Source organism: Streptomyces sp. BR123, from assembly GCF_013401435.1.
Taxonomy (GTDB): domain Bacteria; phylum Actinomycetota; class Actinomycetes; order Streptomycetales; family Streptomycetaceae; genus Streptomyces.
Genome location: NZ_JACBGN010000175.1, coordinates 1 through 15,232, shown reverse-complemented (window position 1 = coordinate 15,232; position 15,232 = coordinate 1). Strand labels below are relative to the sequence as shown.

The following is a 15,232-nucleotide window of genomic DNA, read 5'->3' as shown; positions in this document are numbered from 1 at the left end:
CCCCTCCCCTCCCCGCCACGCCACGCTTCGCCTCGCCTCGCCTCGCCACGGCAGGCGGGGGAGGCCGGTGCGGGTCATAGACCCCGAGACCGGCGTCCGCCGGCCTTCCCCTGGTGCCGCAGGCCGCGCCTGCGGCGGCTGGTGACTAGGCTTCGGCCCGCCTGTGAAGGCGGCTGCCACGCGGCAGGGTGACGGACATGATGTCGCTGGGGCCGTCCAGTGCGATGCGGTGCCATCGCCCGCGCGGGACGATGGCCGCCGTTCCGGCCGCCAGCCTGATCTCGTCCTCCTCCCCTCCCGGCTGCTCCGGACGGAAGTAGAGACGTATCCCGCCGGTGAGGCAGGACACGAGTTCGTCCGCCTCGGTGTGGATTTCCCAGTGGTCGCCGTGGACGTCGGCGTCGGTCTCCACGTGGAAGGTCATCACCTGCCAGCCGTCCCGCTCGGAGTCGAACACGGGTTGCTCGACGCGCACCTGACCACCGTGGTCCAGGTGAATGAAGGAGGAGAAGAGATCGATCGTCGGTGCAGAGGTCATGTCGGGAAATCCATTCTGCGAAATCCGTCTGGTGGGTCGTGGGGCGTGGTCATCGGCCTGATCGGCCGCGGCCGTCTCACTCAGCCGGGGCACGGGGCAGGACCGTGCCGAGTTCGGCGGGCTGCCGCTGCGTACGTCGGCGGACAGGACCGCCATCGAGCCGTGCAAGGTGCCCGGCCACTGGTGCGGTTCGACCGACACGCCGGCTGAGCAGGCGGAGCGCGTGCGTGCTGCCCTCGTCGCGGAGCGGGTCGAATTCCGCGGTGGCGACGAAGGCCGGCGGCAGTCCGGTCAGCCGTACATCGCCACGCGGTACAGGGTCGCCAGCGCATGGTCGATCGGGTGGGGCTGCGGCTTGCCGGCGGAGTCGAGCCTGTTCCACCTCTGCAGGTTCACCGCGACGGCCATCTGCCGCTTGCCGTCGGCGCGGATCATGGCCAGCGCTCCACCACCCCAGACCGTGCCGCCATGACCCCAGAAGGTGCCCTGCCCGGGACCCTCCATCGGGTACAGGCCGAGGCCGTAGTCGCCCGTCTTCCCCTCTTGGGAGACGACCGGAACAGTGCGCTGCATCTGCGCCAGCGACGACGGGCTGACGATCTCCCCGGCCAGCAGCATGCCGTAGAAGCGGTTGAGGTCCGTGACGGTCGATATCAGCGACGCCGTCGGCCCCACCCATGACATGTCGTAGACGCTGTAATCGCGCGGCGGGTCGATCATGCCGAACCACGCCTCGTAGAGCCGCGAGTGCGGCCCGTCGACGTTCGGTCCGGCGGGGAATCCGGTGTCCCGGAGCCCGGCGCGCTCGATGACGTTCCGGGTGATGTACTGCTCGGCCGTGGCGCCGGTCACCTGTTCCAGGAGCCGGCCGAGGAGCAGGTAGTTGGTGTTGGAGTAGACCCCCGGCGTACCGCCCGGCGCGCCGACGGCAGGTGCGGTGACCCCCATCCGGATCAGTTCGGCGGGGTCGAACCGCGTGAACCGGTGGTCGTCGAGGCTTTGGGGCCGGGTGTCGGCGAGGACGGGGAACGCCTTGAAGGAGGGGTAGGCGTACGGGAAGTACTCGGCGAGACCGCTGGTGTGGTTGATCAGCATGCGGACCGTGATCGCGTCACCGCGTTCCCCGGGGACCAGCTTCGGAAGGTACCGGCCGATCGGTGTGTCGAGGCCGATCTGACCGGCCTCGACCTGCTGCAGAACCGCTGCGGCCGTGAAGGTCTTGGTGATGCTGCCGACGCGGTGCCGCATGTCGGCGGTGACGGGGCGGCCGGTGGCGACATCGGCGACCCCGGCGGCGCCGCGCCAGACCTGGTCGCCGTCTCGTACCTCGGCGAACACGCCCGGTATCCCGGCGCGGTGGACGTTCTCGACGGCGACGTCCAGCGCCGCTAAATCCAGTGGGTTCCTCACGACATGCGTCCTTTCGCACTGCTCGGGTGAGCTCCGGATCGGGCGCCCGACCCGGGTGACAGGGCGCGCTCGGCACGTCGGCATTCCTGCGCCGATCGCCCGGCACGCCATGTCCCCATTATGCACGCGGTGCGTGCAACACCAAGTGCACAGGTAGACTGAGTCTGACGAGAGGGGCGAAATGGCAGGTCGAAGGCGTTGGTCGACCGAGGAAATCCTGGATGCGGCAGCGGAGTTGCTGCGCACGAGCGACGCAGAGTCGTTCAGCGTGCGCAAGCTCGCCGCGACCCTGGGGACCGATTCCTCCAGCCTGTACCGGCACTTCCGCAGCAAGACCGAACTGGTGCGCGCTGTCGCCGACCGGGTCCTCCTGGCTTCCATGGACGGCTACCGCGCCGAGGGCGACTGGAAGCAGCGCATCACCGCCCTGGCCCTGCGCTTGAGGGAGGCGTTCGGCCGACAGCCCCAGCTCGCCGCGGTCTGGGGACGGTACGCGTCAGGCGGCGCCGGTTCCCGGCTGGTCATGGAAGAGGTGCTGCAGGCCCTGCGCGCGTCGGGACTGCCCGACGAGGAGATCCCGGCGCGCTACCACCGGCTCGCGGTCCTCATCGCCGCGTTGATCGCCTCCGAGGCCGGAGTCGGCACGATCACCTCGGAAGAGTACGAACAGGGTATGGAGCTGTTCCGCGTCGCGGTGCTCGGCGCCGACCCCGCACGCTTCCCCGCTCTGGCTCACTTCGCCCGGGATGTCCGCCCCCTCGGGGTGGATCGCCGCGCCGCGTTCGAAGAGATCCTCGCCGCCCAACTCGCCCACATCGAAGCCTCAATCGGCCCGAGCCGGCCGACCGGCTCGTGAGCATCGGCGAACGGTCCGGCCGATGGGTCCCGACACGTGCTCATCGGCTGCGCGCGGGGCTCGACCGCCCACCCGACGTGGTCGGTCCGTAGACGGGTGAGCACCGTGGCGGCTTCGGCCGGGTCGGTGCCCGCGGCGGTGAGCGGCTCGGGGAGCGCACCGGGCTGTGGGACAGCCCGGACGACGTGGGCGTGTCCCGCGGCGGGCCATGACCGCCTGCTGCGCGCCCCCGCCGCCGTGGGGCCCGCTGCCGGCCGTGGCCGCGGTCGCGTACCGGCGCGCCGCCGCCGACTCCACGGCCGACCGGCGGAGAGACGCGTACGCGGGCAGGCGGGAAAGCCTGCCGCCTGCCGGGAGGGTCAGCCGGTTGCCGCGGACAGGAGTACGTCCACCAGCCGGTCTGCGGCGTCCGGACGCCCGTACGCCCTGGCGCGGTCCGCCATCGCCGCCCGCCGGGCGGGGTCGGTCAGCAGCGGGCCGACCGCGTGCTGCAGGACCTGCCCGGTGACCTCGCCGACGAGGGCGACGGCCGCACCGGCGTCGGCGAGGTGCCGGGCGTTGTGGACCTGCTCGTTGCCGGCCGACGTGGCGAGCGGCACGAACACGGCCGGCTTGCCGAGCGCGGTCAGCTCCGCCAGCGTCCCGGCACCGGACCGGGACACCACGATGTCGGCCAGCGCCAGCACGTCCGGCAGCTCCGGCCCGACGAAGCCGGTGAGGTGGTACCGGCCGGCCAGAACCGGGTCCAGGCCGGCGGCGGCCGCGCGGAGTTCGTCCACGTTGGCCGGGCCGCACTGGTGGATCACGTTCGCGTGGCTCAGGAGCCACGGGAGCACGTCCCGGACGACCCCGTTGATCTGCTGGGCGCCCTGCGCGCCGCCGGTGACGTACACGGTCGGCAGGCGGCGGTCGAAGCCGGTGAGGTTCAGTGCGTGTACGGCCTTGTCGCCGTGACCGGTGAGGACCTCCGGCCGGATCGGGTTGCCGGTGACGACTGCGGCGCCGCGCAGCTCGGGGGAGAGCAGTTCGAGCGAGGACTCCGAGGACAGGGCGATCCGCGTGGCCGAGCCAGCGAGCTTGCGGTTGGCCAGGCCCAGGCGGACGGTCTGCTCGTGGAGCACGAGCGGACGCCTGCACAGACGGGCCGCCAGGCCGGCCGGGACGGCCACGTACCCGCCCGTGGCGAGGACGACGTCGGGCTGGAACTCCGACACGATGGACCGGGCCTGCGCCACGCCGAGCGGCACGCGCGCCATGTCCTTCATGTTCGCCGCCGACAGCATCTTCAGCGGGTTCGCGGCCCGCCGGATCTTCCCGGTGGCGACCGTCTTGAACGGAATGCCCTCTGCGGGGGCGACGCGCGCCTCCAGGCCGTCAGCGGCACCGATCCACAGCACGTCCAGGGTGCCGCCCGCTGCCGCGAGCCGGCCCTGCAACGTCCGGATCGCCGTCAGGGCGGGATAGGTGTGGCCGCCGGTACCTCCTCCCGTCACGAGCAAGCGGAAGGACCGGGGCAGCAAGGGAGCGTTCACGCGGCAACCCTAACCGCTGTCGCGGACCGGCCGCGATCCGGGGAGTTGGCAATCACGGGGAAGCAACCGGAGGGCCGGTGGACCTGCACGCCCGCACCCCCGCGCCTGCGTGCGCCGCCCCGCCGCCGCCCTTCACGACGAGGCGCGCGGATTCCCCGTGGCCGGCGCGGAAGGAGCAGTGAGGGCGGGCCGGGCCAATGCGTCGATCCGGGCGAGGCTCCCGGCCCACTCCGGGCCCGTCTCGGTGTGGAGCTTGCCCTGCGACTGCAGGAAGTCGGCGCTCTCGGCAGCGGTCCACGGCCGCGAGCGCTCCGCCTCGACGGCCTCGGCCAGCGCCGGGGGGTTCCGCCACGCACCGGCGGCGTCCAGGGCGTTGGCGTGGCGGGGCGTTCCTTCGCCGCGCCGGAACACCGAGACGTGGTCGGCCAGCGCCTGCCCGTCGACCAGCCGGGCCAGGTCCACGATCCCGCCGTACGACCGGTCGGCGTTGGCCTGGACCGTGAGCCGGCCGCTGCCCCGATCCTTGACCTGCTCGTGGTAGCGGTTGATGATCCCCTGGTTGCTCATCGCCTCGGGCACGGCGATGAAGACGCATTCGACCCGGAAACCGCATTTCCGGTACGCCCGGATGGTCACGGCCACCGCCGCGGCGTCCTGCGAGGTCTCCTGGACGACCGCGTTCAGCCGGTTCCCGCGTACGTACTCGTGGGCTCGGGCCATCCACCGGCGGCCGTCCGCCCGGGTGCAGGCGGCCATGAGCCTGTCGTCCCGCTGCAACAGGCGGGCGTACGCGGGGTGGTAGGGCTTGAAGAGGTCGCTGTCCACGTCGACGAAACCGCCGCGCCGGTTCAGCGGGTCCGCGAGCAGGTGCCCTACGCGGGTCTTGCCCGATCCGGGCTGGCCGACGAGGAACACGACGGTGGGCCGCTCCTGCGCCGACCGCCCCGCGAACTGCTGCGGGACGATCCGGTCGAGGAAGATCCGCCGGTTTTCGGCGTCCGGCAGCAGGTGTCGGGTCACCGCCTCGGAATCCGTCGTCACGACGCCTCCTCCGCCGACAGGCGCCGCGCCAGGTCCGCGTAATGGCGGCGGACCTCGGCGATCTGCGCACGGTCGGTCGGCACCAGCCCCTCGCGGACCCGCGCGCACCGCCCCTGCCCGTCCAGCAGCCGGGAGATCTGGCCGGCGTCGGGGCTCTCCTTGCACTGCTCGGCGTGGATCCGGGCGGAGTAGGCGCCCACCGCGCCGTTGATCGCCTCGATGGCGGCCTCGTAGGCCACCGACTCCTCGCTCGACCAGGCGAAGCCCCTGATCGAGGCGGCCACCGGATCGGCATGCGGTTCGGAACGGACCATCGGGCACCTCTCTCCCGTCGGGGACGCACCGTTCCCATGTTCGACCACGGCCGTGGGGGACCGCTCGCATTTCCGCCACCCGGCAGCTGACGGCCGAGCGGCTTCAGTCGGCGGGTTCGGCGAACGACTCACCGAAGTCTGCGCGGGAGACACCGGACAGAGCAGGAGGGGAGCAGGAGGGGAACAGGCCGTGCGGGGCTCGGGTCCTCTCCACAACTCGTCCGACCCGCACGGCCCTTCTCACGCCACTGCCGACCGGCCCCCGCCGGCACTTCCCCCGGCTCGCAGGCCGACGGGGTAGTCGTAGCGTATGAACCCCTTGAAGCTCGCCACCTTGTCGTACAGTGCGCGGGCAGCGGTGTTGTCCTCCTGAGTGGTCCAGTAGAAGCGGGACGCCCCCTGCTCCCGCGATGCATCGGCCACTTTCTCGATCAGCATCCGCGCCACGCCTCGGCCGCGTGCCGCCTCGTCGACGAAGAGGTCCTGGAGGTAGCAGCTGTCTTCCATCCAGAACGTCGCGTGGAACAGATAGTGCGCGATGCCGACCAGCTTCCCTTGCGACCAGGCGCCCATGCCGTGGAACTCGGTGCCGCCCCGTAGCCGCTGCCACGTCTGCTCGTAGCCCTCGTCCGGCACCGTGGTGCGGTAGAACGCCTTGTAACCGCGCGCCAACGCCTCCCAGGCGGGGCGGTCCTCCTCGCGCAACGACCCAATGGTGATCACGGCTGCCCCTCCTCACTCGCGAGCCTCAGCCGGTCTGCCGAGCTGCGGGACACCGTCCCGGAGCCGCCCTGGGGGGGGCCGTGCCGTCGCCCGTACCCCTGCGAGGCGCCTCCAGCAGGCCGAGCACGTCGTACGGACGCACCGCGACCGGGTGAGCCCCGGCACGGACACCTGCGCGTGCACCCCACCCGGCGTGCACTCCCAGCGATCCCGCGGCGCTGGCGCAGGCGAGGTCCACTTCGGCATCATCCACATAGGCAGTTGCCTCGGCCGGAACCCCGAGCTGCTGCAGTGCCAGCAGCAGCCCGTCCGGCGCCGGTTTGGGCCTGTCGATGTCATCGCCTGCGATGACCACGTCAAATCGAGCGTCGATTCCGGCGGCGGCGAGCATGCTCGAAGCCACTCGCCGGGTGGCCGCCGTGAATACGCCCAGCCGCATGCCCGCATCGGCGACTTCGTCGAGCAGGGCCGGTATGCCGGGGAACGGCCGCAGCTCGGCGACGGCCGGATCCAGGTGGGCGTGGAAGCGCTCGACCTCGGCGGGGCCGCAGGCGCGGCCGAGGAAGGCGAGAACCAGCTCCGTGTGGCCCACATGCCAGCCGGCGACCACCTCGTCCGGCGAGACCGGCGGGCCGCCGAGCGAGCGAATCGCGTCGGCGTACGCGCGGGACACCGTGGGGACGCTGTCCAGGACCGTCCCGTCCATGTCGAACACAACTGCACGCATGACTCACGAGCCTGCCTACCTCGTCGCGTTCGCCGCCAGGGCCACTTCCCACACACTGGCTCCCTGACTCCTCCACCCCCTGAACGCCCGCCGGGGTGGTCCGCCTCGGCAGGCATGCCCCTTTTGCATCGCCACCCGTTCGACCGGCTTCGTGGCCGGCCGTGGCCGCGGGGGCTCCACCGGCTTCCTCTGCGGTGGTGGCGACTTCGGGGGATACGACGGCGGCAGCTTGGGGCCCCTGACTGCCACGGCATCACTCATGCGAGCACGCTACGCCTGCGGCCGCCCAAGGGTGCCGCGAATCCGCGGAATCGTCACGGAGGAGGAAGGAGGGGGCCCGAGCCCCTCGGTTCCGCGTCGCGTGCGGCCGGAGCCTAACCCCCTTCCGCCACGGCTTCGGCCGCTGCGGCGACGGCGAGCAGATCGGCCTCCCGGCCGTGCCGGGCGACCAGTTGCAGCCCGACGGGCTCCCCCGCCGGAGTGCGGCCGGCCGGGAGGCTGATGGCCGGGTGGCCGCTGATGTTGAACGCCCAGGTCAGCGCCACGCTCAGGCTGTCGCCGGGTCCGTCGTGGCCATGGGGGGCGTGGGGGGTGGTCGGGGTCGCCAGGAGGTCCGCCCCGGCGAAGACCTCGTCGAGGGCGGCGTCGAGCTCGGCCTTGGTACGTGCGGCTGCGGCGCGTTCCGGGGCACCGGCGGCTGCGGTGTCCGGCCCGTGCCGCAAGGTCTGCCAGCACCCGGCGGGATCGGGAAGGCGTACCGGCACCTCGACGGCCCGGACCGCCCGGCCCCCGCCCCGGGACAGGGCGTCGAGGCAGGCGCGCGCCGTGGCCGCCACGGCCGGATCGGTCGCCGCGAACCCGAGCGTCGAGGACCAGGCCGTCCGCAGCGGCCGTGCCGGTGCGGAGGGCGGCGGCCCGCAGGCCGCGGTCCCGGTGAGGGCGGCCAGGTACGCGGCGGCGTCCTGGGCGTGGCGTGCCAAGGGCCCGGCGATGTTCAGGCCCGCCCGGTCCCGTGCGGGGACCAGGCCGTTGGTCGGCTTGAGCCCGATGACCCCGCACCAGGCAGCGGGAATGCGTACGGAGCCGGCCCCGTCGCTCCCGGTGGCCAGCGGCACCATCCCCGCGGCCACGGCGACGGCCGAACCCGCGCTCGACCCTCCCGGACTCCACTGCCCGCCGAGGGGGTTGAGGGTCACGCCGCGGGGGGTGGTACCCCAGGTCTGCCAGCGGGTCCCCCGGCCGGGGGTGGACGTGGCGCCCACGGGTACGCAGCCCGCCGCCATCAGCCGTGTGGTCTGGAGCGACTCAAGCCCCTCGGTCCCCTTCACCGCCAAGGGCACCCCGGCCAGCGGGAGCCGGGCGCCCTCCTCCCGTATCCGACGGTCGATCAGCTCGGCCTGCTCGGCGGCCTGCTGTGACCACAGCGCGGTGAAGGCCCGTAGCCCGGCGTCGTCCCGGGCGATCCGCTCCAGAGCTGCCGCCGCCACTTCGCGCGCCGACAGCCGCCCCGCGTTGACGGCGGCGGCGATCTCACAGGCGGACAGGGCGGCGTGGTCGTCGGCAGCGCTGAGGGCGGGCGACGCAAACCGGTCCGGGGTACTCACAGCGACCTCCCGCCGTCGGCAGTGTTGGGCTCGGCCGGGAGAGCGGGAACGACGACGCCCGGCCGGAGAAGTCCATTCAACGCCAGCCGAGCCGAATGGCCGAATGGCCGAATGGCAACCGAGCCGGCCGCTGCCGGATCCGCGCATCGTGGTTCGGCCCGCATGGCTGCCCGTTCCGCCTGCGGTGCGGACTCCAGTCCGGCACGGGCAGCGGCTGTGCGGCGCGTCAACGCATGCACGGACCATGGAACCGGGGGCTCCGGTCAGGCCGTCCCGGCTGGTGTACCCAGTCGCCATGGTCGGTGCGCTCGTTCGGTGAGGTGGCCCCTCCGTCCCGGGATGCGCCTGTCCGCCTGCGGCTGGGAGTCAGTACGTATGTGCAGTCTGGAGATCCGTTCATCATGGCAACACCGCATCAGCCGGCCCCCAACGGCCACGGGCCCGTCCCGGGCAACCCCTACAGCGCGCCCGGAGAGCATGCGCATGCGCACGTCGCGACTCCGGGGAACCACGCCCCCGCACCCGGCGGTTACGTCGGCTCGCCTCCCATGGGTCAGCTGCCGCTCGTGTGCCGCGCCTGCGGCGGCCAGGCTGCGGCGAACCACAAGATCCGGGCTCATGTGGGCGTGCTCATCCTCATGAAGTTCGAGCATCTGGACGGACCGTTCTGCCGCACCTGCGGCATAGCCGTCGTCCGGCAGATGACCACCAGGGCGCTGTGCCTGGGCTGGTGGGGCCCGCTCTCCCTGGTCATCTTCAATCCGTTCACACTCCTGTGGAATCTGCTCGCCTACCTGAAGTACAGCAAGCTCCCCCCTTCGGCACCCGCCCCGGGACGTGCCCATCTCGACACGGGCCCGCCGGTGCTCCGGCGTCCCTTGGCCTACGTGGCGCTCATCCCGATGGTCTGGGCGATGTGTGTCGTCTTCCAGATCATCGTGCACTCCACATGAGCCGAGGCCGGGTGGCTCCCGGCACCCGGCACCCGGCACCCGGCACCCGGCACCCGGCACCGTCATCGCGACCGCCTGACCCGTTCGTTCAGCAGTCGTTGAGGAATTCGCCTTAGTCTGCAGACAGGGCGGCCGGGCCGGACCGGTACGACGAGAGGATCGGGAGAGGTGCGAGGGCGGGGCGGGATGGGATTCGAAAGCCGAGTGTGGCGGCTGGTGCGGCTGCAGCCGCATCAGCCCCCGGGCGAGCAGCAGGGCGAGCGGGACCGGGAGCCGGAGCTGCTGGGCGAGATCGAGATCGTGGAGACCGACTTTCCGTGGCTGCGCGGCCGCTTCACCGCGCAGCGCGCGTTCGCCGAATTCAGGCCCTGGTTCGACGAGGCCCTCGCAGCGCTGGAGGACGAGGACTTCGAGCGGTTCGACGAGGTGTACGAGTCGATGACCCGCACGCTCAGGCTCGTCTCCCCTGACGGGCCGGTCGCCGAGTTCCTGCTGCACATCCAGGGCGATGCGGCCTGGTTCCGGTGGAGCGACACTCCGTTCGAATCCTGAGCGGCAGGTCCGGTGCGCGGACGGTGCCGGCCGCCCTGCGGTCGGACCGCGGTAGCGACGACGCAACCGACCTGCGGACCTACGGGCGTACGTCCGTGGGTCCGATGCCTAGAGTGGCCTCGGCGGTCCATGTCGCCCACGCCCAACCGGCCTACCTACAGGAGTCACCCATGGCGCGCTCGCTCGACGGCCTCGTCTTCGTCCCCGTGGCCGACCAGGCGCCGGGCCAGGTCGGCCGGCAGACCCGGTTCGCGTACCACGAGCAGGACGGCCGGGTCTGGGCCGAGTACGCCGGCGGCGACGTGGCCAGGGGCTACCTGGTCGGGACGCGGGCGGGCGACAGCATCGACTTCCGCTACGTCCAGCTCCGCTCCGACGGCACCACCGCGTCCGGTCACTGCACCTCGCTCGTGACGGACCTCCCCGACGGCCGTCTGCGCCTGGTGGAGACGTGGACCTGGGAGTCCCAGGAGGGCAGCGGCACCAGCGTGGTGGAGCAGCTGCCGCTCGGCTGAGGCCCGGGAGACCCGCCCGGAAACCGGTCTCCGGCTCGTCGTCCCGCCCGGGATTCCCCTCGGCGTTCCGCCCGGGATCCCGCAGTCCAGAGCACCGTCCGCCCCACCCGTCCCCCCGGCCCCAACCCGGGCCGTACCGCACACCGCAGCGGCGCCGGAGGGACCCCCGCAAGCGATTTCCGAAGCCCGGTCCCTCCACCGACCGGTTCCGGCCAATCGCCCGCCCAGGGCTGCGGCCGGAGCCCGTCCCGAGCCGTCGAGGGACCGGCCGCGCCGCGCCCGCCAGGTCGGCCGGATCGCGCTGCTCCGCCCTCCGGCGTCCTGTGTACTCACTCCTCCGCTCCCCAGGCAGCACCCCGCCCCTCCCCCGCACCGCGGGTCGGGGGCTACCTCGCCATGCCGCCGCCCGCGGGAGCAACCGACTTCCCTCATCGACGAGTTGGCCGAGTTGGAGGAGGAACCCATGTCCCGGAAACAACCCGTCCAGGGCCAGGCACTGCAGCAGGATCAAGCCCAGGACCAGGACCAGGACCAGGCCCAGACACAGCAGCAGCCGCACGCGGCGCGCGCTCACGCCCAGGACCCGGAGCCCGCCGCAGCCGGGCTCCCGGCGCCCGCGCTCCCCTCACCCCCGGAGTTCACGTACACCTGGGGCCAGCACAACAAGACCATGGAGCAGCTCTCGCTCACGCAGATGGCCCGCCGCGTCCCGGCCGCGCTCGCGCAGACGGCACGGCTGGCCTGGGCGGTCAACCGGACGGCGTTCACCTGGCTCGTCTGCGCCCAGGTCCTCGGCGGGATCTGTACCGCCGCCGCGCTCGCGGCCGTGTCCCGGGCCATGGGCCCCCTCCTCGCCGGCGGTACCGTGGAGCAGCGCATCGGTGGTGCCGGCTGGCCGCTGGCCGCCGCGGCCGCCATGACCGCCCTGGGCGCGCTGGCCTCCATCACGGCCGGGAGCGCCGCCCGGCGTCTGAACCCCGGCATGTCCACGATCGCCGACCTCGCCATGGTCGACGCCCACATGGACGTCGAGCTGTCCGCTTACGACGCCCCCGACTTCACCGAGCGTTCCGAGGCCGCCGAGACCGGTTCGGCCCGTTCGGGGATGCTGCTGCAGGATGCGCTCGGCTTCACCAGCGGTCTGATCGACATGGTGGCCGTCGCCTCCGTCCTGTCCGTCGTCCACCCCGTGCTGCTGCCGCTGCTCCTGCTGTCCGTCGTCCCGCGCGGGCTGGGCTCGGTCCTCGCCGCCCGCCTCGACTACCGCCTCCACAACGAGACGATCGCCTCCCGCAACATCCGGCACATGATGCGCTGGCACCTCACCACCCCCAAGCTCGCGGACGAGCTGCGCGGCAACAGCATGCGCCCGTACGCCCACCACTGGTACGCCGCCGTCTGCTCCCGCATCGACTCCAAGATGGTCGGCTCCGCGCCCCGCTACCTCGCCGTCTACCTCACCGCCGCCGTCGTCTCGGGCCTGTTCACCGTTCTGACCTGGGCGAGCCTCGGCGCCCTCGTGGTCGGCGGGTTCATGGCCATGGGCGCGGCCGGCACCGCCATCGTCGCCATGCGCACCTCCACGGCCGCCCTGTCCCAGCTCGTCGTCTACGGGGCCGCGATGTTCCAGCACGCCCTCTACCTCGGGGACTACACCGCGTTCATCCGGGAGGCCGCCGAGCAGTCCGGGCCGCGGGGCCCGCAGGAGCTCGGCCCCCCGGAGAAGATCCGCCTGGAGGCGGCCACGTACACCTACCCGGGCAAGGACACCCCCGCTCTCGGCCCGGTCGACCTCACCCTCAACCGCGGCGAGGTCATCGCCCTGGTCGGTGAGAACGGCGCCGGCAAGTCCACCTTCATCCGCCTCCTCACCAGCCTCACCGCTCCCACCACCGGCACCGTCTCCTGGGACGGCGTACCGACCGCGGACGCCGACCAGCGCTCGGCCTGGCGGCACGTCGGGCTCGTCACCCAGTCGTACGGGTACTGGCCCTTCACGGCCCGCGAGAACATCACCCTCGGCCAGCCCGACCCGCGCGGCGAGGAAGCCGTCTGGGACGCGCTCGCCGCCGTCGGCATGAAGGAGACGGTGGCGGCGTATCCGAACGGCCTCGACACCCTCCTCGCCCGCTCCCTCTGGGGCGGCCACGAGCCCTCCGGCGGCCAGTGGCAGCGCATCGCGTGCGCCCGCGCCTTCCACCGGAAGCCCGGCCTGCTGGTCATGGACGAGCCGACGTCGGCCATGGACCCGCGCGGGGAGCACATGGTCTTCTCGGGGCTGCGGGAGACGAAGGACGACCGGATCACGGTGGTCGTCACCCACCGCATGGAGAACTGCCGCCTCGCCGACCGCATCGTCGTCCTCGACTCCGGACGCATCACCGAGCAGGGCACGTACGAGGAACTCGTCCGCCTGGACGGCTCCTTCGCCGAACTGGTCCGCCTCTCCCAGGACCGGTAGCCACCGGGCCCCGCCGCGCCGACAGTACGCAGCCCTGCCGGCGCGGTGGGGCACGGCAGGCAGAAGCGGGCAGGCAGGCAGAAGCATGCAGGCAGGCAGGCAGGCAGAACTCAGGGGCGCGGCAGAGCGGCACCGGGCGGGGGCATGTCGAAGCCGTAGCGGATCATGGACAGTGCGCCCGGCGGGTGCGCACTCCGGGCAAGGCCACCGACGGGCCACCGGACCGGCCGGGCTCGACCACCACCCACCGCAGGAGCACGCCATGACCACCGCATCCGCGGACCGCGCCAGGGCCACGGCATCCGCCGCTGCCGTCATCACGGACGAACTGGGCAGGGTGCTCATCGTCAACCCGGTCCACGAGGAACGGTGGAACCTGCCGGGCGGCCACCTGGAGGAGGGCGAACTCCCCACGGCGGCCGCCCGCCGCGAGGTCCGCGAGGAACTCGGCCTCGACCTGGAGATCGGGGACCTGCTGGTCGCTGCATGGGTCACGAGGACGGAAGGCTCCCACGTGTTCCACGTCTTCGACGGGCCCCGGCTGACCGCGGAGCAGCAGCGGGCCATCACCCTCCAGGATTCGGAGATCGGCGAGATCCGCTTCTGCCTGCCGGAGGACATCTCGCCCGACATGGTCCCGCCGTTCGCGCTGGCCGTATGGCGCCGCGCCCTGCTGGCACGCGAGGAGCGACGGCCCGCCTACCTCGAACTGGCCCTGTAGCCACCGAGTCGGCCACTGCCCGGCACGCCGCCCGCGTCACCGCGCCACCGCGCTGCCACCCGGCCGAGCGACAACCGTGTACGAGTGGCCCACCGCGGAGCAGCCCCGGGCGCCCACCGCACAAAATCCGATGCTGCCCGCCTGCGATGCGTGCCATTCCACCCGGCATGGGAGATGTCGCCATGGGCGATCTTGTGACAGAGCGGCTCGTGCTGCATCGACTGACCGTCGGCGAGGCGGAGGCGCTGGCGGCCGGGATACGGGCCGGAGGCGCTCTCCGGGCAGCCGAGTACCCGATGGACGGGGACGTGGCTGCGGCGAGGCGTTTCCTGCGCTCTTGCGCGGAGGGGCGTGGTCACCGGCATCCCGGCGCCTACGAGATCCGGCGCCGTGACGACGGGTGTGCGATCGGGGGGTTGGACTTCCACGGCCCTGCCGACGAGGACGGCAGCGTCACGATCGGCTACGGTCTGGTGCCGTCGGCCCGCGGCCGGGGATACGCCTCCGAGGCCCTGCGGGCACTCCTGGCGTTCGCGCGTGAGGTCGGCATCACGTGCGTGAAGGGCGACGCCGACCACGCCAACGCCGCGTCTCAGCACGTGATGACCGCGGCCGGCATGCGCCTGGTCGCAGAGGACGAACGGGTTCGGTACTACGAGAAGGCCTGGCCCGACGCGCCGCAGCGCTGAGCCGAGCGTTCCGCCACGGGGTGCAGCAGCGGAAGCCGAAGGCCCCAGGACGCCTCGTGGTCCTGACCCGCCCGGTCAGCGGCGCGCGTTCGCGGGATTCGGTTGGTCGATGCCTCTTACCGTCGCGGGCCGGGACGTCGGTCCCGCATGAGTTCCTGAGGTACTGCGGCGCGGGGTAGGGAGCGGTGCGGCGCGGGTCGGATCCGGAGGGCGGGCGCCGGGCGTTGTGCGGTGGCGAGGGCCCGGTGTGCGGCGGCGTCGAGCAGGGCACGTGGGACAGGGGTTCCTGTGCCGTGGGCCGCGTTCAGCAGCTGTCCTGCGCATTTCTGCTCTGCGGCCATGACCGCGGAGTACGCGCGGGTGAGGGCTCCCGGCCGCTCGGCCGCCCATGGGGCGGTGTACGCCATCTGCCAGCCGGTGGAAGGCAGTCGGTACAGGGAGGCTGCGAGCGGGCCGGGGCCACCGGTGTCCGTGAGGATCTCGGTTGCCGGGCGCGTGGGCCCGGGGGCGGCTGCGGGGGTCCATTGCGCGCCGTAGAGCAGCTGGCCCAGCCGCGTTGCCGTCGTCCCTGAGATCACGGTGGCGGGGTGGGGGTG

The 15,232-nt window shown here is 72.6% G+C and carries 15 protein-coding genes and 3 pseudogenes; 7 read left to right on the top strand and 11 right to left on the bottom strand.

Going from position 1 to position 15,232, the window contains the following annotated elements; translation table 11 throughout:
* Positions 1-145: 145 nt before the first annotated feature.
* The 3 genes and pseudogenes from HYE82_RS23985 to HYE82_RS38390 all read right to left on the bottom strand — a co-directional run bounded on the left by HYE82_RS23985 (position 146) and on the right by HYE82_RS38390 (position 1,948).
* Entirely contained in the window at positions 146-538 is a 393-nt protein-coding gene (locus HYE82_RS23985) for a cupin domain-containing protein (protein WP_179176214.1), read from the bottom strand.
* Between the two features lie 76 nt (positions 539-614).
* Positions 615-830: pseudogene (locus HYE82_RS39065) on the bottom strand (alpha/beta hydrolase fold domain-containing protein); the annotation flags it as partial.
* The gene (locus HYE82_RS38390) at positions 830-1,948 is read right to left on the bottom strand and encodes a serine hydrolase domain-containing protein (protein ID WP_309144433.1); all 1,119 of its coding nucleotides are present in this window, start codon (positions 1,946-1,948) and stop codon (positions 830-832) included. The gene HYE82_RS38390 and the pseudogene HYE82_RS39065, both read right to left, overlap by 1 nt.
* A gap of 181 nt (positions 1,949-2,129) precedes the next feature.
* On the opposite strand from HYE82_RS38390, the gene HYE82_RS23970 reads away from it, so the two are divergent.
* Positions 2,130-2,804 (top strand): TetR/AcrR family transcriptional regulator, encoded by a 675-nt coding sequence (locus HYE82_RS23970; protein WP_179176213.1) that lies wholly within the window; start codon positions 2,130-2,132, stop codon positions 2,802-2,804.
* Positions 2,805-2,866: 62 nt separating this feature from the next.
* Here HYE82_RS23970 and HYE82_RS38385 read toward each other — a convergent pair.
* The 7 genes and pseudogenes from HYE82_RS38385 to HYE82_RS23940 all read right to left on the bottom strand — a co-directional run.
* Positions 2,867-2,974 (bottom strand): annotated as a pseudogene (locus HYE82_RS38385) (MBL fold metallo-hydrolase); the annotation flags it as partial.
* A 189-nt stretch (positions 2,975-3,163) separates the two neighbouring features.
* A complete protein-coding gene (locus HYE82_RS23965) occupies positions 3,164-4,336 on the bottom strand; it encodes a UDP-N-acetylglucosamine--N-acetylmuramyl-(pentapeptide) pyrophosphoryl-undecaprenol N-acetylglucosamine transferase (protein ID WP_309144432.1) in 1,173 nt (390 codons plus the stop codon).
* Between the two features lie 132 nt (positions 4,337-4,468).
* On the bottom strand, positions 4,469-5,377 hold the full coding sequence (locus HYE82_RS23960; protein WP_179176212.1) for a zeta toxin family protein: 909 nt from the start codon (positions 5,375-5,377) through the stop codon (positions 4,469-4,471).
* Complete coding sequence (locus tag HYE82_RS23955) at positions 5,374-5,691, bottom strand: hypothetical protein (RefSeq protein WP_179176211.1); 318 nt, start codon at positions 5,689-5,691, stop codon at positions 5,374-5,376. Before HYE82_RS23955 ends, HYE82_RS23960 begins: the two co-directional genes overlap by 4 nt.
* A gap of 240 nt (positions 5,692-5,931) precedes the next feature.
* The gene (locus HYE82_RS23950) at positions 5,932-6,414 is read right to left on the bottom strand and encodes a GNAT family N-acetyltransferase (protein ID WP_179176210.1); all 483 of its coding nucleotides are present in this window, start codon (positions 6,412-6,414) and stop codon (positions 5,932-5,934) included.
* A gap of 25 nt (positions 6,415-6,439) precedes the next feature.
* Complete coding sequence (locus HYE82_RS23945; protein ID WP_179176209.1) at positions 6,440-7,141, bottom strand: HAD family hydrolase; 702 nt, start codon at positions 7,139-7,141, stop codon at positions 6,440-6,442.
* Positions 7,142-7,515: 374 nt separating this feature from the next.
* Positions 7,516-8,745 (bottom strand): amidase, encoded by a 1,230-nt coding sequence (locus HYE82_RS23940; protein WP_309144431.1) that lies wholly within the window; start codon positions 8,743-8,745, stop codon positions 7,516-7,518.
* Between the two features lie 548 nt (positions 8,746-9,293).
* Here HYE82_RS23940 and HYE82_RS23935 point away from each other — a divergent pair.
* The 6 genes from HYE82_RS23935 (at position 9,294) to HYE82_RS23910 (ending at position 14,636) form a co-directional block, all read left to right on the top strand.
* A complete protein-coding gene (locus HYE82_RS23935) occupies positions 9,294-9,698 on the top strand; it encodes a hypothetical protein (protein WP_179176207.1) in 405 nt (134 codons plus the stop codon).
* Positions 9,699-9,884: 186 nt separating this feature from the next.
* Positions 9,885-10,250: a hypothetical protein gene (locus HYE82_RS23930; RefSeq protein WP_179176206.1), complete on the top strand. Its 366-nt coding sequence runs from the start codon at positions 9,885-9,887 to the stop codon at positions 10,248-10,250.
* 170 nt (positions 10,251-10,420) lie between these two features.
* Positions 10,421-10,765 (top strand): hypothetical protein, encoded by a 345-nt coding sequence (locus HYE82_RS23925; RefSeq protein ID WP_179176205.1) that lies wholly within the window; start codon positions 10,421-10,423, stop codon positions 10,763-10,765.
* A gap of 463 nt (positions 10,766-11,228) precedes the next feature.
* Entirely contained in the window at positions 11,229-13,226 is a 1,998-nt protein-coding gene (locus HYE82_RS23920; protein ID WP_256987598.1) for an ABC transporter ATP-binding protein, read from the top strand.
* Between the two features lie 262 nt (positions 13,227-13,488).
* Positions 13,489-13,947, top strand: coding sequence for an NUDIX hydrolase (locus HYE82_RS23915; protein WP_179176204.1), 459 nt, complete (start codon positions 13,489-13,491; stop codon positions 13,945-13,947).
* A 182-nt stretch (positions 13,948-14,129) separates the two neighbouring features.
* Positions 14,130-14,636, top strand: coding sequence for a GNAT family N-acetyltransferase (locus HYE82_RS23910; protein ID WP_179176203.1), 507 nt, complete (start codon positions 14,130-14,132; stop codon positions 14,634-14,636).
* Between the two features lie 116 nt (positions 14,637-14,752).
* On the opposite strand, the pseudogene HYE82_RS37345 reads toward HYE82_RS23910, so the two are convergent.
* Positions 14,753-15,232: pseudogene (locus tag HYE82_RS37345) on the bottom strand (hypothetical protein); the annotation flags it as partial.

Bases quoted from the DNA above. Each gene is read 5' to 3' on its own strand.
- HYE82_RS23930 (WP_179176206.1), top strand. From the start codon at position 9,885: ATGGGATTCGAAAGCCGAGTGTGGCGGCTGGTGCGGCTGCAGCCGCAT.
- HYE82_RS23920 (WP_256987598.1), top strand. From the start codon at position 11,229: ATGTCCCGGAAACAACCCGTCCAGGGCCAGGCACTGCAGCAGGATCAA.
- HYE82_RS23910 (WP_179176203.1), top strand. From the start codon at position 14,130: ATGGGCGATCTTGTGACAGAGCGGCTCGTGCTGCATCGACTGACCGTC.
- HYE82_RS23955 (WP_179176211.1), bottom strand. From the start codon at position 5,691: ATGGTCCGTTCCGAACCGCATGCCGATCCGGTGGCCGCCTCGATCAGG.
- HYE82_RS23985 (WP_179176214.1), bottom strand. From the start codon at position 538: ATGACCTCTGCACCGACGATCGATCTCTTCTCCTCCTTCATTCACCTG.
- HYE82_RS23945 (WP_179176209.1), bottom strand. From the start codon at position 7,141: ATGCGTGCAGTTGTGTTCGACATGGACGGGACGGTCCTGGACAGCGTC.
- HYE82_RS23925 (WP_179176205.1), top strand. From the start codon at position 10,421: ATGGCGCGCTCGCTCGACGGCCTCGTCTTCGTCCCCGTGGCCGACCAG.
- HYE82_RS23970 (WP_179176213.1), top strand. From the start codon at position 2,130: ATGGCAGGTCGAAGGCGTTGGTCGACCGAGGAAATCCTGGATGCGGCA.
- HYE82_RS23915 (WP_179176204.1), top strand. From the start codon at position 13,489: ATGACCACCGCATCCGCGGACCGCGCCAGGGCCACGGCATCCGCCGCT.
- HYE82_RS23935 (WP_179176207.1), top strand. From the start codon at position 9,294: ATGGGTCAGCTGCCGCTCGTGTGCCGCGCCTGCGGCGGCCAGGCTGCG.